Origin of the sequence: Amycolatopsis sp. NPDC047767, assembly GCF_040704195.1 — a bacterium.
Classification (GTDB): domain Bacteria; phylum Actinomycetota; class Actinomycetes; order Mycobacteriales; family Pseudonocardiaceae; genus Amycolatopsis.
Genome location: NZ_JBEYSJ010000027.1, coordinates 1 through 20,048, shown reverse-complemented (window position 1 = coordinate 20,048; position 20,048 = coordinate 1). Strand labels below are relative to the sequence as shown.

General features: G+C 71.2%; 24 protein-coding genes. 14 read left to right on the top strand and 10 right to left on the bottom strand.

The annotated features are described in order from the left end of the window. Nucleotides 1-2: 2 nt before the first annotated feature. From AB0878_RS35685 to AB0878_RS35675, 3 genes are all read right to left on the bottom strand, one after another. Entirely contained in the window at nt 3-1,634 is a 1,632-nt protein-coding gene (locus AB0878_RS35685) for an acyl-CoA dehydrogenase family protein (protein WP_366584881.1), read from the bottom strand. Beyond that, entirely contained in the window at nt 1,631-2,278 is a 648-nt protein-coding gene (locus AB0878_RS35680; RefSeq protein ID WP_366584879.1) for a TetR/AcrR family transcriptional regulator, read from the bottom strand. The genes AB0878_RS35685 and AB0878_RS35680 overlap by 4 nt, the downstream gene beginning before the upstream one ends. A 142-nt stretch (nt 2,279-2,420) precedes the next feature. Further along, nucleotides 2,421-2,990: a TetR/AcrR family transcriptional regulator gene (locus AB0878_RS35675; protein WP_366584877.1), complete on the bottom strand. Its 570-nt coding sequence runs from the start codon at nt 2,988-2,990 to the stop codon at nt 2,421-2,423. Between the two features lie 133 nt (nt 2,991-3,123). On the opposite strand from AB0878_RS35675, the gene AB0878_RS35670 reads away from it, so the two are divergent. From AB0878_RS35670 to AB0878_RS35660, 3 genes are read left to right on the top strand one after another with little or no spacing between them, the layout of a single operon-like run. Next, nucleotides 3,124-4,314, top strand: a complete 1,191-nt coding sequence (locus AB0878_RS35670; RefSeq protein ID WP_366584875.1) for an acyl-CoA dehydrogenase family protein — start codon at nt 3,124-3,126, stop codon at nt 4,312-4,314. Next, a complete protein-coding gene (locus AB0878_RS35665) occupies nt 4,311-5,339 on the top strand; it encodes a phosphotransferase family protein (RefSeq protein WP_366584873.1) in 1,029 nt (342 codons plus the stop codon). Before AB0878_RS35670 ends, AB0878_RS35665 begins: the two co-directional genes overlap by 4 nt. A gap of 2 nt (nt 5,340-5,341) precedes the next feature. Continuing rightward, entirely contained in the window at nt 5,342-6,109 is a 768-nt protein-coding gene (locus AB0878_RS35660; protein WP_366584871.1) for a 3-oxoacyl-ACP reductase family protein, read from the top strand. A gap of 2 nt (nt 6,110-6,111) precedes the next feature. Here AB0878_RS35660 and AB0878_RS35655 read toward each other — a convergent pair whose 3' ends face one another. Then, nucleotides 6,112-7,008: a LysR substrate-binding domain-containing protein gene (locus AB0878_RS35655; RefSeq protein ID WP_366584869.1), complete on the bottom strand. Its 897-nt coding sequence runs from the start codon at nt 7,006-7,008 to the stop codon at nt 6,112-6,114. A gap of 128 nt (nt 7,009-7,136) precedes the next feature. Between AB0878_RS35655 and AB0878_RS35650 the strand changes: the two genes are divergently transcribed. Together AB0878_RS35650 and AB0878_RS35645 are read left to right on the top strand one after the other, a co-directional pair. Beyond that, entirely contained in the window at nt 7,137-7,652 is a 516-nt protein-coding gene (locus AB0878_RS35650) for a hypothetical protein (RefSeq protein ID WP_366584867.1), read from the top strand. Beyond that, on the top strand, nt 7,649-8,104 hold the full coding sequence (locus AB0878_RS35645; protein WP_366584865.1) for a pyridoxamine 5'-phosphate oxidase family protein: 456 nt from the start codon (nt 7,649-7,651) through the stop codon (nt 8,102-8,104). Before AB0878_RS35650 ends, AB0878_RS35645 begins: the two co-directional genes overlap by 4 nt. 30 nt (nt 8,105-8,134) lie before the next feature. On the opposite strand, the gene AB0878_RS35640 is transcribed toward AB0878_RS35645, so the two are convergent. Further along, nucleotides 8,135-8,716, bottom strand: coding sequence for a helix-turn-helix domain-containing protein (locus tag AB0878_RS35640; protein ID WP_366584863.1), 582 nt, complete (start codon nt 8,714-8,716; stop codon nt 8,135-8,137). A 158-nt stretch (nt 8,717-8,874) separates the two neighbouring features. On the opposite strand from AB0878_RS35640, the gene AB0878_RS35635 reads away from it, so the two are divergent. From AB0878_RS35635 to AB0878_RS35625, 3 genes are all read left to right on the top strand, one after another. Then, nucleotides 8,875-9,729, top strand: a complete 855-nt coding sequence (locus AB0878_RS35635) for an alpha/beta hydrolase (protein ID WP_366584861.1) — start codon at nt 8,875-8,877, stop codon at nt 9,727-9,729. A 306-nt stretch (nt 9,730-10,035) separates the two neighbouring features. Then, complete coding sequence (locus AB0878_RS35630; protein WP_366584859.1) at nt 10,036-11,811, top strand: serine/threonine-protein kinase; 1,776 nt, start codon at nt 10,036-10,038, stop codon at nt 11,809-11,811. Nucleotides 11,812-11,866: 55 nt separating this feature from the next. Beyond that, a complete protein-coding gene (locus tag AB0878_RS35625; RefSeq protein WP_366584857.1) occupies nt 11,867-12,904 on the top strand; it encodes an LD-carboxypeptidase in 1,038 nt (345 codons plus the stop codon). Here AB0878_RS35625 and AB0878_RS35620 read toward each other — a convergent pair. Next, a complete protein-coding gene (locus AB0878_RS35620) occupies nt 12,858-13,481 on the bottom strand; it encodes a maleylpyruvate isomerase family mycothiol-dependent enzyme (protein ID WP_366584855.1) in 624 nt (207 codons plus the stop codon). The genes AB0878_RS35625 and AB0878_RS35620 overlap by 47 nt on opposite strands. Nucleotides 13,482-13,579: 98 nt before the next feature. Between AB0878_RS35620 and AB0878_RS35615 the strand changes: the two genes are divergently transcribed. Then, nucleotides 13,580-14,092 carry a helix-turn-helix domain-containing protein gene (locus AB0878_RS35615; protein ID WP_366584853.1) on the top strand — a complete coding sequence of 171 codons (513 nt, stop codon included), beginning with the start codon at nt 13,580-13,582 and terminating at the stop codon, nt 14,090-14,092. Nucleotides 14,093-14,131: 39 nt separating this feature from the next. Here the strand turns inward: AB0878_RS35615 and AB0878_RS35610 are convergent, their stop codons facing one another. Then, nucleotides 14,132-15,553, bottom strand: a complete 1,422-nt coding sequence (locus AB0878_RS35610; RefSeq protein WP_366584851.1) for an MFS transporter — start codon at nt 15,551-15,553, stop codon at nt 14,132-14,134. A gap of 161 nt (nt 15,554-15,714) precedes the next feature. Then, entirely contained in the window at nt 15,715-16,140 is a 426-nt protein-coding gene (locus tag AB0878_RS35605) for a nuclear transport factor 2 family protein (protein WP_366584849.1), read from the bottom strand. Between the two features lie 73 nt (nt 16,141-16,213). On the opposite strand from AB0878_RS35605, the gene AB0878_RS35600 reads away from it, so the two are divergent. After that, nucleotides 16,214-16,432, top strand: coding sequence for a hypothetical protein (locus AB0878_RS35600; protein ID WP_366584847.1), 219 nt, complete (start codon nt 16,214-16,216; stop codon nt 16,430-16,432). 2 nt (nt 16,433-16,434) lie between these two features. Here the strand turns inward: AB0878_RS35600 and AB0878_RS35595 are convergent, their stop codons facing one another. Further along, nucleotides 16,435-17,028, bottom strand: a complete 594-nt coding sequence (locus AB0878_RS35595) for an alpha/beta hydrolase (protein WP_366584845.1) — start codon at nt 17,026-17,028, stop codon at nt 16,435-16,437. A 127-nt stretch (nt 17,029-17,155) separates the two neighbouring features. Between AB0878_RS35595 and AB0878_RS35590 the strand changes: the two genes are divergently transcribed. After that, nucleotides 17,156-17,521 (top strand): MerR family transcriptional regulator, encoded by a 366-nt coding sequence (locus AB0878_RS35590; protein WP_366584843.1) that lies wholly within the window; start codon nt 17,156-17,158, stop codon nt 17,519-17,521. A 12-nt stretch (nt 17,522-17,533) separates the two neighbouring features. On the opposite strand, the gene AB0878_RS35585 is transcribed toward AB0878_RS35590, so the two are convergent. Continuing rightward, nucleotides 17,534-17,881 carry a DUF1330 domain-containing protein gene (locus tag AB0878_RS35585; RefSeq protein WP_366584841.1) on the bottom strand — a complete coding sequence of 116 codons (348 nt, stop codon included), beginning with the start codon at nt 17,879-17,881 and terminating at the stop codon, nt 17,534-17,536. 132 nt (nt 17,882-18,013) lie between these two features. On the opposite strand from AB0878_RS35585, the gene AB0878_RS35580 reads away from it, so the two are divergent. The 3 genes from AB0878_RS35580 to AB0878_RS35570 all read left to right on the top strand — a co-directional run. Next, nucleotides 18,014-18,805, top strand: coding sequence for a maleylpyruvate isomerase family mycothiol-dependent enzyme (locus AB0878_RS35580; RefSeq protein ID WP_366584839.1), 792 nt, complete (start codon nt 18,014-18,016; stop codon nt 18,803-18,805). A gap of 56 nt (nt 18,806-18,861) precedes the next feature. Further along, nucleotides 18,862-19,446, top strand: coding sequence for a TetR/AcrR family transcriptional regulator (locus AB0878_RS35575; RefSeq protein ID WP_366584837.1), 585 nt, complete (start codon nt 18,862-18,864; stop codon nt 19,444-19,446). Between the two features lie 87 nt (nt 19,447-19,533). After that, nucleotides 19,534-20,048: amidase (locus tag AB0878_RS35570; RefSeq protein ID WP_366584835.1), on the top strand; the 515-nt coding region annotated here is incomplete at its 3' end.

The following is a 20,048-nucleotide window of genomic DNA, read 5'->3' as shown; positions in this document are numbered from 1 at the left end:
CGTCAGCCGAGCCGGGCGTAGTCGATGATCGCCTCGAAGTCGTGCCCGCGCAGGGTTCCGTAACCCGGGCCCCAGCCGGAACCCAGACGGGAAGCGACGAACGCGTCGGCGACGACCGTCGGCGCGTGCCGCACCAGGAGCGCGGCCTGCACGCCGAGCGCGAGCCGCGTGACGAGGTAGCGGGCCGTGTCCTCCGGGGCCGTCACGAGCTCTTCGACCTCGGCCACGACGGCGGCCAGCAACGGGTGTTCGGCGGCGACCGGGCGGATCTCGTCGAGCACCGGCTCGATCGCCTTCGGCTCGCGGGTCAGGACTCGGCCGACGTCCATCACCATCATGTTCGAGGTGCCCTCCCAGATCGCGTTGAGCGGCGCCTCGCGGTAGTAGCGCGGGCAGGGATGTTCCTCGATGTAGGCGTTTCCGCCGATGGACTGGATGACCTCCTCGGTCACGCTCGACACGCGGCGGCAGTTCCAGAACTTCGCCACCGGGGTCAGCAGCCGGCTGACGAGCCCTTCGGCCACGTCGTCGCCGTGGTCCTCCGCGCGGGCCACGCGGAACCCGAGGTGCGCGGCCCCGGCCCACTCCAGCGCGAGGTCGGCCAGCACCGGCGCCTGGATCGGCAGCTGCGAAAGCCGCGCGCCGAACGCCGTGCGCCGGTCGTTGTAGTGCAGACCTTGGGACAGCGCCGCACGCATCAGCCCGGCCGACCCCACGGCGAAGTCGAGGCGCGTGTACTCCGCCGAGGACAGGATCGTCCGCACGCCTTTGCCTTCCTCGCCGACGAGGACGGCGTGCGCGTCGTGGTACTCGATCTCCGAGGACGCGTTGGCGCGGTTGCCGAGCTTGTCCTTGAGGCGGTTGATCTTGATGCCGTTGAGCTCGCCGCCGGGGCGCCGGCGCGGCACGAGCAGGCACGAGACGCCGCCTTCGGTCTGCGCGACGGTGAGGTAGGCGTCGGCCATCGGGACCGAGGCGAACCACTTGTGGCCGTTGAGCAAGTACGTCTCACCGGGGCCGCGGCGGTTCACCGGGCGCGCGACGGTGACGTTGGCGCGCAGGTCGGAACCGCCGTGTTTCTCGGTCATGAAGTAGCCGATGGTGCCGGCGGACTTCCCGGCGATCGGGACGTCGGCGGGGTCGTAGCCCTCCGCCGCGATCGCCTCGGCCCACGGCGCGAGCTCGGGCTGGCTGCGCAGCACGGGGATCGACGCGTAGGCCATCCCGAGCGGGCAGGCCGTGGATCCGTCGATCTGGTTCCACAGGTAGGAAAGCACCGCGCGCGCCGAGTGCGCGCCCGGCTGGTCCGCCGTCCAGGCCAGGGAATGCACGCCGGAACCGAAGCCCAGCGCCATCAGCTCGTGGTAGGCGGGGTGGAAGTCGACGTCGTGGACCTCGTTGCCGAGCCGGTCCAGGGTGCGCAGTTCGGGGGTGTGGCGCTGGGCGTCGCGCGCGGCCTTGAGCACGCGCGGATCCCACACCTTCGCCCCGAGCGCCGCCGCCCGTTCCGCGGCCCACGGCGAGTACTGCCCGACGATCCACGAGGCGACCTTGTCGGTGGTGAACGCGTTGACCCCGTTGAGATCCGGGATCAGGTTGTCCGGGATCGGGCGCTGCTGCGTGAAGCCGGTCATCGATTGCCTCCAGGGTGTGGGTGGGCGACGCCGGCCTGGCAGAACCGGGCGATCTCGCCGCTGATCGCCTCCCGGTCGGGCGGCTGCGTGTCGCGTTCGGCCAACGGGGTCACGACGCCTTCCAGGAACGCGCCGACGATCGCCGCGCCGCGCACGCGCGCGTCCTGCGCCGCGAACTCGCCGGACTCGACGCCTTCCTCGATGAGGCCCGCGAACGCCTCCGCCAGCCCCGCGCGGGCCTCCAGCCGCACCTGGTCCACCTCGGGATCCATGGGCTCGACGATCACGGCGTAGGCCAGGCCGTCTCCGCGCAGCGCCCGGTCCACGAAGGTCGCCACGGCGTCGCCGATCCGCTCCCCCGCGCTGCGCCCGCCCTCCCCGGCGATGGCGCGCACCACCTCCAGCTCACGTTCGCAGACGACCCGCAGCATCTCCGAGAACAGCGACGCCTTCGACGGGAAATGGCGATAAATCGAGCCGGTCGCCACGTCGGCCACCGACGCCACCACCGCGACCTGCGCCGCCGCGAACCCGTGCTCGGCCACCACCACGCGCGCGGCTTCCAGGATGCGCCGCCGCGCGTCGGCCTGGCGCGCCGCCACCCGAGGGCTGAGTCGGGCGTCGGTTTTGCCGGGTTTCGTCACGTCTCGACCTCCGGGCTGAGTGACGCAGGAATGAACCGTCGTTCAATAGTGAACCGCGATTCAATCGCTGTCAAGGGCAGCACACAGCCCGCCTTCGGCGAGGGTGTCCACAGTGGATCCGAGGGTGGCTTCGCGACCGGGACTAGCCCGCGACCCCCACCAACCGGAGCGCGAACCGGCTGTACTGCCACACCAGCGCGTCCTCGGACTGTTCGCCGTCGGCGCGATACCAGACGGCGACGCCCATGCCCAGGTCGAGGATCGCGTACGAGGCGAGGCGAACGGAGTCCACCTGGAACGCCCCCGCGTCCACACCGGACTGGACGACCGCGCGGAAGCAGGCCTCGTACTCGGCGCGCAGGGCGAGCACCCGGGTCAGGTGCGGCTCGGCCAGGCTGCGGATCTCGCGGGTGCCGACGAAGGCCTCCAGCCGGTGACGGGCGTGGTAGCGGACGTGGGCCTCGGTGGCGCGGCGGAGGCGTTCCACGGGGTCGGCGACGCCGGTGACGGCGGCGCGGTGCGCGGTGAGCAGGTCGTCCATGGTCGTGACCATGATCGCCACCAGCAGGTCCTGCTTGGCTGCGACGTGCTTGTACAGGCTGGGGCCGCGGATTCCCACGGCGGCGCCGATGTCACCCATGGTCGTGCTCTCGAACCCCTTGCGGGTGAACAGCTCGAGCGCGGCCTCACGGATGTGGCCGGACCGGTCCACGCGACCTCCCTTCGGCTAACGCAGGATAGCCGACTCACGGCCACCAGGGTGACTGATGCCACCGCACTGTGACACAGCCCGAGAACCCGCCTATAGTCACCGGCTAATAGTCATTAGCCGATGGGAGAGCGCCATGGCCGTCGACCTCTCGCCCGGGCCGGAGGTCGCCGACCTCGCCGAGCGCACCGCGAAGTTCGTCCGCGACGTGGTGATCCCCGTCGAAGAAGAGCACAAGGGCGTGGTGCATTCCGACGACGTCCGCCGGCAGCTGCAGCAGGCCGCGAAGGACGCGGGCGTCTTCGCCCCGCACGTGAGCGCCGAGTACGGCGGCCACGGGCTCGACATGCGGGGGCGCGCCGTCGTGTTCGAGGAGGCCGGTTACTCGCTGCTCGGCCCGCTCGCGCTGAACATCGCCGCGCCCGACGAGGGCAACATGCACATGCTCGAGGCGATCGCGAGCGACGAGCAGAAGGAGCGCTACCTGCGCCCGCTCGCGAGCGGCGAGGTCCGCTCGTGCTTCGCGATGACCGAGCCCGCCCCAGGCGCCGGCTCCGACCCGGGTGCACTGGCCACGCGCGCGGAACGCGTCGAGGACGGCTGGCGCATCACCGGCCGCAAGTGGTTCATCACCGGCGCCGAGGGCGCCGGGTTCACGATCTGCATGGCCCGCACCTCGGGCGAACCCGGCCACACGGGCGGCGCGACGATGTTCCTCGTCGACGCGGACACCCCCGGCATGAAGGTGGTCCGGCACATCGACACGCTCGACGAAAGCCTCTTCGGCGGCCACATCGAGCTCGACTTCGACGGCTGCGTCGTCCCCGAGGACGCGGTGCTCGGTGAAATCGACGAAGGCTTCCGCTACGCGCAGGTCCGCCTCGGCCCGGCGCGCATGACCCACTGCATGCGCTGGCTCGGCATCGCCCGCCGCGCGCAGGACATCGCCGTCGCCCGCGCGGCCGAGCGCGAGCTGTTCGGCTCGCGGCTCGGCGACCTGGGCATGGTGCAGCAGATGATCGCCGACAACGAGATCGACATCGCGGCCTCGCGCGGACTCATCCGGCAAGCGTGCTGGGAGCTCGACCGGGGCGGGCCCGCGTCGCAGGAAACGGCGATCGCGAAGACGTTCTGCGCCGAGGCGATCTGGCGCGTGGTCGACCGCGCGGTGCAGATCTGCGGCTCGCTCGGCATCTCCGGCGACGTGCTGCTCGGCCGGTTCCTGCGCGAGGTCCGCCCGTTCCGCATCTACGACGGGCCGTCGGAGACCCACCGCTGGGCCATCGCGCGCCGCGTGCTGCGCCGCCACGCGAAGGCCGTGCGATGACGTCCACAGTGGATGGTCTCGACCTGAGGGCGCTCGAGGCGTTCTTCGCCGCCGAGGTCCCCGGCTTCGGGGGTCACCTCAGCGCGGAAATGCTGCAGGGCGGCCGGTCCAACCTCACCTACGTGCTCACCGACGGCCGCAGCCGCTGGGTGCTGCGCCGGCCGCCGCTGGGCGGGCTCACGCCCTCGGCCCACGACATGGGCCGCGAATACCGCGTCGTGGCGGCGCTGCGCGACAGCGATGTGCCGGTGGCCCGCGCCGTGGTGCTGGGCGGCGAAGACGTCATCGGGGTGCCGTTTTCGGTCGTGGAGCACGTCGACGGCGTGGTCATCCGGACCACGGAACAGCTGGGCGCCTTGGCCGACGACGACATCCGCCGCTGCGCCGAAGGTCTCGTCGACGTGCTGGCCCGCCTGCACGCCGTCGACCCGCACGCGGTGGGGCTCGGCGACTTCGGCCGGCCCGAGGGGTACCTGGGCCGCCAGGTCCGGCGCTGGCACGACCAGTGGGAGCGGGTTCAGACCCGCCCGTTGCCCGACATCGAGGCGCTGCACGCGCGGCTGGCCGAGACCTGCCCGGCCGAGAGCGGCGCGTCGATCGTGCACGGCGACTACCGCATCGACAACATCATCCTGGCGCCGGACGACCCGGCGACGGCCCGCGCGGTCGTGGACTGGGAGATGGCGACGCTGGGCGATCCGCTCGCCGACCTCGGCCTGCACCTGGTGTACTCGGACCCCGCGTTCGCGCCCGTGCTCGCCGGCGCGGCCGCGTCCACGAGCGACCGGCTGCCCGCGGTGGGCGACCTGGCGCAGCGCTACGCCGAGATCAGCGGCCGTGACCTGGGCCGGCTCGACTTCTACCTCGCGCTCGGCTACTTCAAGATCGCCGTGATCGCCGAAGGCATCCACGCGCGCTACCAGCAGGGGCTCACGCGCGGCTCCGGCTTCGAGTCGGTCGGCGGCGCCGTCGCCCCGCTCGCCGCCGCCGGGCTGCGCGCCGCCGCGCGGATCGGCCGGGGGTGACCGTGACCGGGGTACTCGATCTCTTCCGTCTCGACGGCAAGGTCGCCGTCGTCACCGGCGCCAGTTCGGGGCTGGGCGCGGGGTTCGCCCGCGCGCTGGCCGAAGCCGGCGCCGACGTCGTCCTCGCCGCCCGCCGCGCCGACCGCCTGGCCGAGGTCGCCGCAAGCGTTCGCGATCTGGGCCGGCGCGCCGCCGTGGTGGCTGCCGACGTCTCGGACCCGGCCGGCTGCGACGCCATGGTGCAGGCCGCGCTCGCCGAGTTCGGGCGCATCGACGTGCTCGTGAACAACGCCGGCGTCGGCACCGCCGTGCCGGCTCTCCGCGAGACGCCCGAGGAGTTCCGCCGGGTCGTCGACGTGAACCTCAACGGCGTCTACTGGGCCGCGCAGGCGTGCGGGCGCGTGATGGCGGCCGGGTCGAGCATCGTGAACATCAGCAGCGTGCTCGCGCTCATCAAGTCCTACGCGCCGCAGGCGGCCTACGCGGCGAGCAAGGCGGGCGTCATCGGGCTGACCCGCGACCTCGCCCAGCAGTGGTCGGGCCGCCGCGGCATCCGGGTCAACGCGATCGCGCCGGGCTACTTCGCCAGCGAGATGACCGAGGACATCCCCGACGACGTGCTCCTGCCGTTCGTGAAACAGCACAGCCCGCTCGGGCGGCTGGGCGAGCAGCACGAGCTGGACGCCGCCGTGGTGTTCCTGGCCGGCGACGCGTCGTCCTACATCACCGGCACGACCCTCGCGGTGGACGGCGGGATGTCCGGCCACTGAGCTCAGCGGGCGACCCGTCGCCGGGCGAGCACGTCGCGGGTGGCGGCGACGAAGGCGTGGCAGACGGGATCGGTCTCGTCCGCGTGCCACGCGAGAGCGAGACGGCTGGGTGGCAGCCCGGTCAGAGGCACGTAGGTGACGCCCGCGCGCGGGAAGTAGGTCTCGGCCACCGCCGCGGTCAACGTGATCGCGCGACCGGCGGCGACCGCCTGCAGCTCTTCGTCGACGTCGCCGACCTCGACCAGCCGTGGCTTGAGCGCGGCCGGCCGGACGCTGCCCCCGGACCAGAACTCGGCCCACACCGGGTCCGTCGTGCGCCGGACCGCGACGGGGTCGCCGAGCAGTTCGGTCACGTCCACGCTGTCGCGCCCGGCGAGCCGGTGCCGCGACGGCAGGCCGGCCACGCGGGGTTCGGTGCCCAGGACCAGCAGGCGCAGCCCGTGGGACCGGAACGGCGGCCGCACGAACGCGAGCGACGTCGTGCGGTCGCGCAGCCCGGCCGAGGGATCCGCCCAGCCGTGGCGCTTGAGCTCCACCTCGACGCCGGGGCTGCGTTCCCGGAAGCGGTCGATGATCTCGGCGGTCAGGTCGCCGGCCGCGACGCCGTAGAAGCCGACCGGCAGCATCCGCCCGTACACCGACTGCCGGGCCTCGCGTTCCGCGTCACCCAGGAGCCCGAGGATTTCGCGGGCGCGCTCGACGAACCGTGCCCCGGCTTCCGTGCACGCGACCGAGCGGGTGGTCCGGCGGAACAACGCGACACCGAGGTGCCGCTCGATCGCCTTGACCCGCGCCGACAACGCCGGCTGCGACACGTTCAGCTGCTCCGCGGCGCGGGTGAAGTTGAGCGTGTCCGCCACCGCCACCACGTAGCGCAGGTGCCGGGCTTCAAGATCCATAACTCGAAAGTACTCAATTCGCCCGCGGTCGGTCTTTCCCCTCACGGCGTGCGAGGACTTAGCCTCGAGGGTGTTCGCGAGGGGAGGACGGACCCGGACGGTCGGCCCTCGCCGGAGGAGGAGGCCTGATGTCGGTGTCGGACGAGGTGGCGGACGAGGTGGCGACCATCGCCGTACCGTCGCGCGCGTGGCCGGTCGCGACCGTGTTCGCGCGGCTGGCGCTGGCCGCCGGTTTCCTCTCCGCGGTGGCCGACCGCTTCGGTCTCTGGGGCCCGCCGCACACCGGCAACGTGGCGTGGGGCGGCTTCGCGGCCTTCACCGCGTACACGCACCAGCTCGTCCCATACCTGCCTGACGGCCTGGCCACTGTCGCCGCGTGGGCCGCGACCGTCGCGGAGCTCACCCTGGGCCTCACGCTGCTGGCCGGGGTCGCCCTGCGATGGTCGGCCTGGGCGGCGACGGCCCTGCAGCTCGTGTTCGGGTTGTCCATGGCGTTGTTCCTCGGCTGGGAAGCGCCGTTGAGCGCCTCGGTCTTCAGCGCCTGCGCCGCGGCTCTGCTCCTGGCCCTCGCGCCCGCCCGCGCGTTCGCGTTCAGCCTCGACCGGCTGTTTCGCGGCCGCATCCGAAAAGAGGTAGTCCCATGACCGTCCTCGACGACGACATGCGCCGCGTGGTGGCCGACGCGAAACTGTCCTTCGTGGCGACCGTGCGCCCCGACGGCGCGCCGAACCTCTCGCCCAAGGGCTCGGTGAGCGTGTACGACGACGAGCACCTGGCGTTCATGGACATGGCTTCGCCGGAAACCGTCGAGAACCTGCGGCACGACCCGCGGGTCGAGGTGAACTCGATCGACTTCTTCCGCCGCCGCGGCTACCGCTTCCGCGGCACCGCCGAGATCCTCCCCCCGGGCGACCCCGTGCACACGTGGCTCTCCGACTGGCTGCTGGCGGCCAACGGCCCGGGCTACCCGTTCCACCACGCCGTGCTCATCCACGTCGCCGAGGTCCACCCCATCCTCTCCCCCGCCTACACCTTCGGCGGCGCGACGGAGGAGGCGCTGGTGCCGGAGTGGAAGGCCAAGTACAACGCCGAGTGAGGCGTACTTCGGGAATCGACCGGCGCACCGCTAGGCCGGCAATGCAGCGTCCAGCAGCACGACGGCAGCGGTGCGCGCGAAGTCGAACGCCTCGGTGCTGTTGAGCGAAGTGGACAGTGCCATGGCACCTTCGAACAGGACCGCGACCTGGCGCCCGAGCAGGTCCGGATCGGTGGCGCCGGCCTGGCGGGCGGTGTCGATGAGGCGGCGCAGGATCCCGTGCTTGTGCTCGATGACCAGCGGCAGGCCGGGGTGGTCGAGGCCGGCCAGCTCCACGGCGGCGTCGTGGAACGGGCAGCCTCGGTAGCGGGCGACGGGGGCGGGGCGATCGAAGAGCCCGAGCAGCCGTTCGCGGGGGGAAAGGGCGAGGTCGAAGAGCTTGTACTCGTTGTTGCCGTCGCCGGTGTCGCGCTCGGTGGTGGCGGCGATGCCGTCGAGGTAGGCGGCCACGAGCAGGTCCTTGCCGGGAAACAGCTGGTAGAGCGTTCGCTTGGACACGCCGGCACGGTCGGCCACCTCGGCGATGCCGGTGGTGTTGATGCCGTGGCGGTAGAACAGCTCGGTCGCCACCGCCAGGATCCGCGATCGCGGGCCGGCCGTCTCCTGTGCCATCTCACCACTCTTTCCGGGTACCGATCGGTACCACTCTAGCTCTCAATCGTGGTGAAGTTTGTGGTTTCTACGTGATCATCGCCATAGCTTCTTCGGGTACCGATCGGTTTCCCGGACGGCTAGCTTGTTGATTGAAAGCCAGATGCTGAGGAGAAGTCATGACCACACACGTCACCGCCCCGACCGAGCACATCACCGTCAACGGCGACCGCATCGCCTACCGCCGCTTCGGCGCCGCCACCGGCACACCGGTCCTGCTGCTGCAGCACTTCCGCGGCGGCCTCGACAACTGGGACCCGCTGCTGACCGACGGCCTGGCCGCCGACCGGCCCGTGATCCTGCTGGACAGCGTCGGCGTCTCCGGATCGGCCGGCGAGGTCCCGGTGACCTTCGAAGGCATGGCCGACTTCGCCGCCGACTTCCTGCGTACCCTCGGCCTCGCGCTGGTGGACGTGGTCGGCTTCTCCATCGGCGGCGCCGTGGCCCAGGCCCTGACCTTCCGGCACCCCGAACTCGTGCGCCGGCTGGTGCTGCTGGGCACCATCCCGCCCGCCGGCGACATGAGCGAGGCCGAGACGAAGGTCCTCGACGTCGTCATGCACCCCGACCTGACCCTGGACGACTACCTCTACCTCTTCTTCGGCCGCAGCGATGCCGCCAAGCAAGCCGGCCGCGACTTCTGGCAGCGCCGCCACCAGCGCACCACGGACTACGACCCCGAGGCCACCACTGCCGTCGGCGAGCGTCAGCAACAGGCCGTGGTGAGCTGGGCGCAGTGGCCCGAGGCCGACCGTGACACCGCTCTGCAGGCCATCACCCAGCCCACCCTGATCGTCAACGGCGACCGCGACATCATGCTGCCGACGGTCAACTCGCACATCCTCGCGAAGCACATCCCGAACTCGCAGCTGATCATCTACCCGGACTCGGGCCACGCCTCGCAGTTCCAGTACCCGAAGGTGTTCCTGGCCAACCTGCGCCAGTTCCTCGACGCCGAGGTCGTTTTCAGCTGACCCACCGTCCGTCCCGGACCGCCGCGGTCCGGGACGCCGAGGGTGCCGGCGTCGTCCTCATAGGACAGTGGGTGGCCCGGCGAGAGAACCGACACGGCGACCATGATCGCCGGAAAGCCAGTGGCCCCTCCCGTCCACGGCCTCGGGCGGGCGCCCGACTCCGGCCGGAACCACCCCGGAGCAACGGGCCGCTCCCGCGTCCTGGCCGATCCGCGCCATCGCCCTGGCATCCCGCGACGGGTCCGCGCCGGAGCCAAGCATCGGATTGGCGTGAACCGGTGGCCGTCCAGCCCCTAGACTGTGCGCGTGTCTGCGCAGGTGGTGGCCGGGCGGTATCGGTTGGAGGAGCGCCTCGGCGCGGGCGGGATGGGGGTCGTGTGGCGCGCGACGGATCTGGAGCTGCGGCGGACGGTCGCGCTCAAGCGGTCGCTCGACGGTGACGGCGGGCAGATCCGGCGTGAGGCGCGGCTGGGTGCGTCGCTGCACCACCAGCACGTGGTGGCGGTGTTCGACTCCGTCGTCGACGGGGACGACCGGTGGCTGGTCATGGAGTACCTGCCGGCGCGCAGCCTGGAGGAGGTCGTGCGCAGCGACGGCGTCCTGAAGCCGGAGCGCGCGGCGGCCATCGGGGCGCAGATCGCGTCCGCGCTCGTCGCGATGCACGCGCGCGACATGGTGCACCGGGACATCACGCCGGGCAACGTCCTGGTCACCGAGGACGGCACGGCCAAGCTCGCCGACCTCGGCATCTCCCGCTGGGACGAGGTCACGCTCACCGGCAGCGCCAGCGTCGGCGGCACCGCGGGCTACCTCGCGCCGGAGGTGGCGAACGGCTACGCCGCCGGCCCCGCCGCGGACGTCTTCTCCCTCGGCGCGACGCTGTTCGCCGCCGTCGAGGGTGTTTCGCCTTGGGGCAGCGGGGAAAACGGGCCGTTCGGGCAGCTGCGGCGAGCGGCGGAAGGCAAGGTCGACGCCGCGCGCAACGCCGGCCCGCTCGCCCTCACGCTGGCGGTGATGCTCGACCGGCAGCCCACGAACCGGCCCACCGCCGCCGAGGCCGAAGCGCTCCTCAGCGGAGCCCCGACCGCGCGGCTCCCCCGCCGGCGGCACCCCCGGCGCCTCAAGCTCGTCGCCGCCGGGGTGCTCGGAGCCGTGGTCCTTCTGGTGGCCGGGTTCCTCGTCTTCACGCGCAGCGAGCCGCCGTCCGCCAACGCGACGTCGGACCTCGTCGGCGACCCGCGTACCGCCGACCCGTGCTCGCTGCTGACGGTGAACTCCCTGGCCCCGTACGGCAAGGTCTTCCTCGAGCCCAACCTCGGCACGTTCGCCCGCTGCGACCTCGACACCACCCTCGCCGACGGCAGCACGATCGTCACCAGCCTGGAACTGACCGCGCCGGAGGAGTACCCGCAGGTGCCGCCGGTCCGCGGCCGCCTCGGCGACATCCAGCGCCCGAACGCCGACCCCGGCAAGTGCCGCCGCTACTTCGTCCTGCCCGACCTGCGGCTGGTCACCGTCAGCACCGTCCGCGCCGACGGCGGCGACTCCCCGCAGCTGTGCGCCATGTCCGACGCCGTGGTCGGCGACGCCTACGCGCGCGTCGTCCGCGGCCCCATCGCCCGCCGCGCCCAGCCGTTCCCGCCGGCGTCCCTGGCGAGCGTCGACGCCTGCACCCTCGTCGACGACGCCACGCTCCGCCGCGTCGTCGGTCCGGACTACCCGACGGACCGGTACTTCGCGAACTGGGCCTGCTCCTGGGGCGACGACGCGGAATCCGTGGACCTGTACTACGACCGCCAATGGCCCCTGGCCACCGACCCGCCTGACGGCCAGACCCCCACGACCGTCGGCGGCCGCCCGGCGTACGTCGACCCGCACGACGAAGGCGACGTTTGCGACGTCACCGTCGTCCACCGCACCTACACACCCACCCTGCCCACCGTGAAGGGCACGCCCGCCCAACGCGACGAGGTCGTCCTCGTCGAGCTCACGGACGAGGCGAACAAGGGAAAGCTCGACGTCATCTGCGCCACCGCGAAGTCGATCGCCGCGGTGGTGGCCGCGCGGCTGCCGTCGGCCTGAGCTCACGCGGGTAAATACGTCGCGAAGTGCTGCGGGGCCGCGGATACTGCGCCGGGTGACCGGATCGGCTCTGCTTCGCCCCCGCGCCGTCGAGCCCGGGGATCTCGTCGTCATCGCGGCGCTGTCCGGGCCGTTGCACGCCGCCTACGAGGCCGACCTCGACGAGGCGGTGGCCGTGCTCGAACGGATGGGTTTCCGCGTGGGCCGGGCGCCGCTGCTCGAAGCGGGGCGGCACCGGTGGTGGAGCGCGGCGGCGCCGGCGGAGATCGCCGCGGAGTTCAACGGGCTCCTGCGTGATCGCGAGGTGCGCGCGATCATCGCGCACGACGGCGGCCAGACGGTGCTCGGCTACCTGGACCTGATCGACTTCGACGCGATCGTCGCCGATCCCAAGCCGATCCTCGGCTACAGCGACATTTCGTTGCTGCACCTGGTGCTCCACGCGCGCACGGGCCTGATCGGGTTCCACGCCGACCTGGCCACGCCCGGGCTCGGCGGCCACTGGCAGACGGCGTCCGCACCGCGCAGAGCCGAGCTGGAGAGCCTCTACTCGAAGCTGCTGACCAGTACCGAAGCGATCGGTGCGCTGCCGGCCACCCCGTCGTGGGAGTGCTGGCGCGCCGGGCGGGCCGAAGGGCGGCTGGTCGGCGGCGTGATCAACCGCATCGCGCTGGTGCAGGCGACGCAGTTCGCGCTGCCGCTCGACCGGTTCGACGGCGCGGTGCTGTTCTGGGAGGAGATGGGCGGCCTCGCGTCGTACGTGTGGAGCTACCTGCACGTCCTGCGCCACCACGGGATCCTCGACCGGATCTCGGGCATGGTCGTGGGTGTCCCGCACGCGATCGACGGGCTGGCCGAGCCCCCGGACTCCCCCACGCTGGCCGAAATCGTCCTCGACGTGCTCGGCGACCGCGACATCCCGGTCCTGGGCAACGTCCAGTTCGGACACGCCGGCCCGAACCTGCCGATGCCGGTCGGGGTTCGCGTCGGCCTGGACGCGCAGCGGCGGACGTTGTCGCTGCTGGAACCGGCCGTGCGCGCGCAGGTCAGGAACCCAGCCGGGTGCGAAGCTCCGCCACGCCGTCACCACTGAGATCGGGCAGGACCGCGGCCCGGCCCGCCATCACCATCACCAGCGACAGCAGCGGCCCGGCGACCTCGGGCCCGGCGCCCTCGGCGAAGCCGGCGTCCGTCGCCCGCAGGGAAAGCCCCGCGGCTATGGTCTTGCTGTTCACCGCGAAGTTCTTGGTCGCGAAGAACCGGGCGACCGCGAGCAGCCCCTCTGCGTCCGGCGCGTGCTCGATCCCCAGGGGCCGCCGGATGTCCTCGGCGTGCACGATCACCTCACCGAGCCCCGCCGGAGACGGCTTCACAGGCGTGGCGATGGGACCGACCCGGCGAAACCGCTCGAACGTCTCCTCCGGCGTGCTGCCCCGGAACTCTTCGAGACGCCGCCGGTTGTGCACATCCCCGTCGAACCGGGCCCCGATCATGCTGCGGAACCACGCGAACCGCGACAGCGTCGCGGCCGCCCCGAGATGGGCGACGACCTCCTCGACATCCCAGTCGGCGCACAACGTGGCCGAGCGCCACTGCTGCGGCTCGAGCCCGCTCAGGTCTTCGACGAGCGCGGCGAGCTCACGCGCCTGGAACTCCGGCAGGTCGTTCACGGCAGTGACAATAGCCGCCGCACCCGCGCCGCGGCAGCCGTTTCGGCCGGCCCGCCAACGCGGTTCGGTCAACGAACCATCCCTGGTAGCATGGACTTATGGCTCTCCCCAAGTACTACGCGGGTCAGCAGTGCTCGCTGGCGCGCAGCCTCGAGATCGTCGGCGAACGCTGGACGCTGCTGATCGTGCGCGACGCCTTCTTCGGCGTGCGCCGTTTCGGAGACTTCCAGGCCCACCTCGGCATGTCGCGCGCCGTGCTGACCGAGCGCCTCGAAGGCCTGCTCGAGACCGGCGTGCTGGCGGAGACGCGCGGCACCCACGGTTACCGCGAATACGTGCTGACCGACAAAGGCGTGGGCCTGTGGTCGGTCGTCCGCGACCTGCTCGTCTGGGGCGACGAACACTTCTCCCAGCGCGGTCCGCGCCGCGTGTTCCAGCACGTCGAGGATTCCGGCCTGCTCGCGCAGGACGGTTCCTGCTCCGCGTGCGGCCGCGCGGTCGCCCCGGCCGACCTCGTGGTCCTTCCCGGGCCCGGCTACGACGATCACGCCGACGACTTCGTCAGCGAAGCCCTTTCCGAGCCGCACCGCATGCTGGTACCCCTGCGCTGAGCGGGCCCGCCGGAAAGGGCGGCGGGCCAAGGGTTTTCCTCACCCGGCCACCGTGGTTTCCCGGGCGGGCGCACCTTTGCGGGAAACCTTTGCGTAGAGCGGGATGGCAACGCCGATCACCACGGAGATGGCGGCGCAGATGGTGACGGGGACCGCCCATGACTGCAGAAGTGCCTGTGGCGACGCCGGGTTGACGGTCGAGGTCACGACGGCGACGCCGAGGCCGGAGCCGAGGTAGCGGGCGGTGTTGTTGACGCCGCTGCCCATGCTGGCGTGGTGGGCGGGGACGGTGGCGACGGCTTGGGCGCCGAGCGAGGCGTTGAGCAGGCCGGTGCCGATGCCGGCGATCGCGAAGCCGGGGGCCAGGCGCAGGAGGGTGGCGCCGTCGTGCAGGGGTGCGAGGGTCGCGAGGCCGGCGCCGATGACGACCAGCCCGAGGGCGAGCTGGGTTTCCGGGGTGACGCGCCCGCGCAGGTGCCGGGCGACCAGAGAGACGAGCACGCTCAGGCCGGACCAGATCACCAGCGGAACGGAGCCGGCGAGCGGGGAGCCGTGCAGTGCTTGCTCGACGAGCGTGGGCGTGTAGGAGGTCAGGGAGATCACGCCGAATCCGGCGGTGAAGGCGGCGGCGGTGACCGTGACGAACTGCCAGTTGGTGAACAGCCGAAGGTCGACCAGGGGGTGTTCGGTGCGGCGTTCGTGGACGACGAAGGCGGCGATGATGAGGATTCCCGCGGCCAGGAACACCAGGACCGCGGGCTGGCCCCAGCCGGTGCGGCCGAGAACCAGTCCGGCGAGCAGTGCGCTCGGGCCGGCGATCAGGGCCGCGGCGCCGAGGTAGTCGATGCGTCCGGCCGGTGCGGGGCTCGCGGGGTTGGCGGGCAGAACCCGGGAGAAGACGGTCAGGCCCGCGCTGAGCAGCCCGACGAGCAGGTAGGGGCTGCGCCAGCCGGCCGCGGGCTCCAGGAGCGCCGCGAGCAGGGGTCCGATGAGGATCCCGACGCCGAGGCTCGCCCCCCACAGGCCGGTGGCTCGGGTGCGCTGGTGTCCGGGGGTGGTGACCTGGGCGATCAGCCCGAGACTGGTGGCCAGCATCGCGGCGGCGCCGAGTCCCTGTCCGATGCGGGCGATCGTGAACAAGGTCGGGTTGGGCAGCCCGGCGCCGGCGAACAGGAAGACCGCCTGAACCGCCGCGCCGATGACGAAAACGGTGCGGCGGCCCAGCTTGTCGGCCAGCGCGCCGCTGACGAGCAGGCCCGCGCCGAGCCCGACGCTGGCGGCGCTGAGCATCCAGGTGCGTCCCATCACGCTCGCGCCCATGGTGTTGGCCAGCGTGACCAACGTGCTCATGGGCAACGTGAACATGACCATCGCCAAAGCGGTGGCCACGCACGCCAGCGCAACCGTCGCCCCCTCTGCCGCGGGCCGCGCCCCAGCCGCCGCGTGCCTCTCGACGTTCACGATCGTCCACCTCCGTAGGAAATGCGTCCGGCCTCACGGCAAGAGCGATCCGTCAGCCGATCGACGCACCTGCGAACTCGGCGCACCGTAAGTTCGGTGAGCGAACTATCGAGGACTGTAGCACAGGCTGGTTCGGTGAGAGAACTATTGGGGCGGCGCACTCACGAGAGCACGTCCGTGCGCAGGCGGGTCTGGACGAACTTCTCGATCCGCCAGGAGCCGTCGACCTTGGCGAACTCGCCGTGGTAGTGGCCGTAGCCGCGCACCTTGAGGGTGCTGCCGTCGATCCAGTCCTCCATGGCGACGGTCGAGGACGCGGCGACCGGCGAGTGGACCTCGGTGGTGAAGGAGAACAGGTGGTGGATCGCGGTGGCGTCGCCGACGCTGGTGGTGATGACGTCCTCGATCTCCTTCGGGCCGGTCATCCGCATGACCTGCGCGCCTTGCGGGTCGTGGATCGTGAAGGTCGCCTCCGGCGCGAACAGCTGCGAGAGCCGGTCGAACTGCTTGCGGTCAGCGTAGGAGACGTACTGGGCCATGAACTGCCGGATCTCGTCGACGACGACCAGCCGCTCCGTGTCGGACACCGCGAAGAACCGCTGGAATCGCTCGGCGGTGGCCTGCGGGTTGTCGAACGCGTACGCGTGGGAAGCCTGCGGGATGACATCGGTTTCGAAGTGCTCGGCGACCTGCCGGGCGCCGGCCAGCAGCTGGTCCGGCGTCGCCCACTACCTGCCGCACTTCACCGGCCCGAACGGCATCCGCGGCGGCTTCCAGCACTACGGCGCCATGGTCGAGGACGGCAAGGCCAACCGGGCGCGCGGAAGTAGCCGTGGTCGCCGTGGAGCACCAGGACCGGCATCGGGAGCCGGGTCGTGAACTCACTCCTCGGCGTCCGGCCGCACCGAGGTCAGCCGGTAGAACGGGGCGAGGAAGGCGGTTTCCTTGCCCTGGGTGAGGAACGTGGCGAGGTCGACCTGGCCGTGGAACCCGAAGCTGTACGTGCCGCCGTCGACGGACGGGTTCATCATCTCCTCGAGGCCGAAGCCGGGGATCAGCGTCTCGGACAGCACCAGCCGGCGGACCTCGTCGGGATGCCGCGACGCGTACGCGTAGACCACCATGCCGCCCACGTCCATGCCGACCAGGTTGATCGGCCCGAGCTCCAGCCCGAGCACGATCTGCCGGATGTCCTCGGCGACGTTGGTCTTGGCGAAGGTGTCGCTCTCGGCCGGGCCGGAATCGCCCATGCCACGCAGGTCGGGCGCCAGCACGGTGTAGCCCTGTGCCGCCAGCAGCGGCATCACCTCGCGCCACACCGCCCAGGTGAACGGGAAGCCGTGCACCAGCACGACCGCCGGGCCGGCGCCGCCGATCACGTAGTGGATGCGGGTGCCGTTCACTTCGGCGTAGCGGTGCCGGAATCCGTCCAGGCCGTCCACCGCGGTTCCGGGTTCGGGGTGAGTCACAGTCATCGGAGCCTCCTTGATCGTCGGTCGGCTCGAACGTAAACCTTGGAGTACACTCCAAGGTCCAGGGTGATCCCCGCCTCACTCCACCCGGCTCGGCAGGGCGGCGCGGATCGACAGGGAGGCTCAGCGCATGTTGATCGGCGAGTTCGCCAAACGCGTCGGCGTCAGCACCGACGCGATCCGCTTCTACGAGAAGGTGGGCTTCTTCTCCGGCAGCCGCAGCGACAACGGCTATCGGCACTACACGGAGAAGGACGTCGAAACGGCCGACCTCATCGCCTCCGGGAAGTCGATCGGGTTCTCCCTGCGCGAGATCCTGGCCTTCTGCCAGGAGATGACCGACGGCGTGCTGGACCACGCGCGAGCACAGGAGAGCCTGCAGTCCAAGATCGACCTCATCGACGAGCGGATCGCATCACTGGCACGAGTCCGGAAGCTGGCACAGCAGCAACTCGAGTACTGCCGGGCCGTCGAGGCGCAAGAGCTCTCCGTGTGACCCGCCGCGGGGTCAGGACTCCGGCCGCAGCAGGGGACGCAGGTCGTCGAGACGGTCGAACAGATGCCAGACGTAGGAGGACGAGCCGTTCTCACGGTGCGGGTGCAGGTCGGCCAGGGCCGGGTCGTTGCGGTAGCTCTCGAAGGCCGCGCGCGACTCCCACTCGACGACGATCATGACCTTGCGCGGCTCGATGTCGCCGGTGACCGACTCCTGGAACCGGCCCAGCGCGACCACACGACCGCCGTGCGCGGCGACCTCCCGCGGCGATCGCCGGGAGTAGGCCAGGTACTCCTCGCGGTCGGCGATGTCGAAGAGGTTGAGCGCGTAGACCGGTCCTCCGCCGTGTGGCTGCGACATGTGTGCTCCTTGCTCGAGTCCGTGACGTCTTCCCGCCGGCCGGGGCGCGCCTTCGGTTGACGATGATCACGCCGTCGATACTATGTCGGCTGACATACATACGAAAGCTCAGGCGGATATCGGAGCACATCGATGAACCCTCAGTCCAGCCACGGCAGCCAGACCGCGGTCCATCGTCCGCCGCACGACGTGGGGTACTACCTCGACGAGCTGGCAGAACAGGGCCCGGCCTTGGTGGCCTCGGCCCGCCGGGCCGGCCCCGCCGACCGCGTCCCATTCTGTCCCGAGTGGACACTCGACGACCTCGTGACGCACACCACGAGCGTGTACCGCTGGGTCGAGCTGATCGTCCGAGGTGCGCGAAGCAGGCCACCCGCCCTGCCCGGGCCGGACCCCGATTCCCTCGCCGATCCCATCGAGTCCCTGGCCGCGGCTCACCACAGCGTGCTCGAAGCCCTTCGAACCGCGCCGGCCGGCCTGGCCTGCTGGACGATGTGGCCCGCCGCCGAGCCTCGGCTGTACTGGGCCCGGCGCATGGTGCACGAGACCGTCGTCCACGCCGTGGACGCGCGCAACGCCGGCCGGGAAAGCGGCCTCCGCGGCACCAGCCTCGACCCGGCACTCGCCGCGGACGGCGTCGACGAGATGGTCACCGGGTTCGCCCAGCGCTATGCCGCCACGTTGCGGGCCACGGTGCCCACTTCCCTCGGCCTGACGTGCTCCGAAACCGGATCGCGGTGGTGGGTGCGGATCGGGCCGGACAAACCGGAGTTCGGCCGCGGGCCCGCCACAGTGGACACGGAGGTGACCGCCCAGCCGGGCGAACTGCTTCTGCTGCTGTGGAACCGGCGCGACGCGACGGGCCTGGACGTGCGGGGAGACAGGCGTGCACTGGACGTCTGGGCCCGCGAAGCACACCTCTGACCCGATTTCGAGACCGCCACTAGACGACTGGTCTAATCTGCTGCTACGGTCACCCCATGCCACCCAAAGTCGACACCCGCAAAAGCCTGCTCGACACCGCCCGGCGGATCGTCCTGGCCAAGGGTTACGCGGCGGTCGGCATCAACGAGGTGCTCGCCGACGCGGGCGTTCCGAAAGGGTCGTTCTACCACTGGTTCGACTCCAAGGACGCCTTCGGCGAGGCGATGATGAAGAGCTACTTCGACGACTACTTCGCCACCATGGACCGCATCGTCGCGGACAAGGCGAAGAGCTCGGCCGAGCACCTCATGCAGTACTGGCAGTACTTCCACGACACGCAGGCCGCGGACGACTGCCAGGGCGGCTGTCTGGTCGTCAAGCTGGGCGCGGAGATCGCCGACCTGTCGGAGGCCATGCGCGTCACGACGAAGGCCGGGACCGCGGCGATCATCGACCGGATCGAGCAGATGATCACCGACGGCGTGGCGGACGGGTCGGTGTCCATTCAGGACACTCCGCGCGCGACGGCCGAGACCCTGTACGACCTGTGGCTCGGGGCCAGCATGCTGGCGAAGATCCACGGCAGCGCCGCCCAGCTCGACCGGGCCCTGGCGGTCACCCGCCAGGTTCTGCACGTCTGATTTCGCACGTCCCCGTCGCCCGGTCTTCGGGTGCCATCAACTAGTAGACCGGTCTAATGTCACGGCCGGTCCAGGAGAGGAATCACGATGTCCGATCTCATCTGGTCCGACGCGACCGAGCTCGCGGAGTTGATCCGCACCGGGAAGGCGTCCTCCGTCGAGGTGGTACGAGCGCACCTCGACCGCATCGAGGCCACCAACCCGAAGGTCAACGCCGTCGTGACAGTCGCCGAAGGGGCCCTGGAGGCCGCGAAAGCGGCGGACGAAGAGCTCGCTTCGGGAGTCGAGGTGGGGCCGCTGCACGGCGTGCCCTTCACCGTCAAGGACTCGTTCGACACCGCCGGCGTGCTGACCCAGCGCGGTTCGCCGATCTTCGCCGGCCGCGTCCCGGACACGGACGCCACCGCGGTGGCGCGGCTGAAGAACGCCGGCGGGATCCTCCTGGCGAAGACCAACCTCCCGGAGTTCTCCTACGCCGTCGATTCCGACAACCTCCTGACAGGCGATACGAACAACCCCTGGGACCTCGACCGCACCGCCGGCGGTTCGAGCGGCGGCGAGTCCGGGGCGATCGCCGCCGGCATGTCACCGCTCGGGCTCGG

Bases quoted from the DNA above. Each gene is read 5' to 3' on its own strand.
- AB0878_RS35685 (WP_366584881.1), bottom strand. From the start codon at position 1,634: ATGACCGGCTTCACGCAGCAGCGCCCGATCCCGGACAACCTGATCCCG.
- AB0878_RS35670 (WP_366584875.1), top strand. From the start codon at position 3,124: ATGGCCGTCGACCTCTCGCCCGGGCCGGAGGTCGCCGACCTCGCCGAG.
- AB0878_RS35665 (WP_366584873.1), top strand. From the start codon at position 4,311: ATGACGTCCACAGTGGATGGTCTCGACCTGAGGGCGCTCGAGGCGTTC.
- AB0878_RS35655 (WP_366584869.1), bottom strand. From the start codon at position 7,008: ATGGATCTTGAAGCCCGGCACCTGCGCTACGTGGTGGCGGTGGCGGAC.
- AB0878_RS35650 (WP_366584867.1), top strand. From the start codon at position 7,137: ATGTCGGTGTCGGACGAGGTGGCGGACGAGGTGGCGACCATCGCCGTA.
- AB0878_RS35645 (WP_366584865.1), top strand. From the start codon at position 7,649: ATGACCGTCCTCGACGACGACATGCGCCGCGTGGTGGCCGACGCGAAA.
- AB0878_RS35640 (WP_366584863.1), bottom strand. From the start codon at position 8,716: ATGGCACAGGAGACGGCCGGCCCGCGATCGCGGATCCTGGCGGTGGCG.
- AB0878_RS35635 (WP_366584861.1), top strand. From the start codon at position 8,875: ATGACCACACACGTCACCGCCCCGACCGAGCACATCACCGTCAACGGC.
- AB0878_RS35615 (WP_366584853.1), top strand. From the start codon at position 13,580: ATGGCTCTCCCCAAGTACTACGCGGGTCAGCAGTGCTCGCTGGCGCGC.
- AB0878_RS35600 (WP_366584847.1), top strand. From the start codon at position 16,214: ATGACATCGGTTTCGAAGTGCTCGGCGACCTGCCGGGCGCCGGCCAGC.
- AB0878_RS35595 (WP_366584845.1), bottom strand. From the start codon at position 17,028: ATGACTGTGACTCACCCCGAACCCGGAACCGCGGTGGACGGCCTGGAC.
- AB0878_RS35590 (WP_366584843.1), top strand. From the start codon at position 17,156: ATGTTGATCGGCGAGTTCGCCAAACGCGTCGGCGTCAGCACCGACGCG.
- AB0878_RS35585 (WP_366584841.1), bottom strand. From the start codon at position 17,881: ATGTCGCAGCCACACGGCGGAGGACCGGTCTACGCGCTCAACCTCTTC.
- AB0878_RS35580 (WP_366584839.1), top strand. From the start codon at position 18,014: ATGAACCCTCAGTCCAGCCACGGCAGCCAGACCGCGGTCCATCGTCCG.
- AB0878_RS35575 (WP_366584837.1), top strand. From the start codon at position 18,862: ATGCCACCCAAAGTCGACACCCGCAAAAGCCTGCTCGACACCGCCCGG.